The organism is Neorhizobium vignae, assembly GCF_000732195.1.
Taxonomy (GTDB): Bacteria; Pseudomonadota; Alphaproteobacteria; order Rhizobiales; family Rhizobiaceae; genus Neorhizobium; species Neorhizobium vignae.
Map to the genome: position 1 here is coordinate 1 of NZ_JNNU01000075.1, position 478 is coordinate 478.

At 56.5% G+C, this 478-nt stretch carries 1 protein-coding gene and 1 pseudogene; one reads left to right on the forward strand and one right to left on the reverse strand.

Going from position 1 to position 478, the window contains the following annotated elements; genetic code table 11:
- Positions 1–257: pseudogene (locus tag GQ59_RS32940) on the reverse strand (hypothetical protein); the annotation flags it as partial.
- 88 nt (positions 258–345) lie between these two features.
- Between GQ59_RS32940 and GQ59_RS31660 the strand changes: the two are divergent.
- Positions 346–478 (forward strand): LysR family transcriptional regulator (locus tag GQ59_RS31660; protein ID WP_152564528.1); only part of this gene is annotated, 133 nt, incomplete at its 3' end.

A 478-nucleotide genomic window follows, 5' to 3' on the forward strand; every position in this document is an offset into this window, starting at 1 on the left:
TGCATCAAGGTGAAGTCGTCCGACAGCCGCGTCATCTTATGCCACCTCACCATGTCGCCTGAGTTGAACGCGTGAGCCTGTTCCTTTGTGCGCTGGATGAGAGCGGCGACTGTCTCTGACGACGCTGCCCAGCTGGGCTCATTGAGGAGCAAGAGCTCCGATAACACGACCGCGGCAAGGGTGCAGCGCGTCGCCGCGCCTGCCGCCGCCGGCGATTTGGTCGCAGCTTTCCGCAAAATTGAGAGCAAGATGCACATGACTTTTCCTTCCATTGATCTGCGTTGATGACGCGGGGAAGGAATCCCATTTGTCCGATACTGAATCCAGTGATATGATTTCAGCGATATGCTGAATCAGATTGATCTTTCTCGAGCTGACCTCAACCTTCTCGTGCTGTTCGAAGTCGTCATGGAAGAACGCCATGTTGGACGGTCCGCTCAACGCCTCAACCTCTCGCCCTCCGCTGTCAGTCACGGGC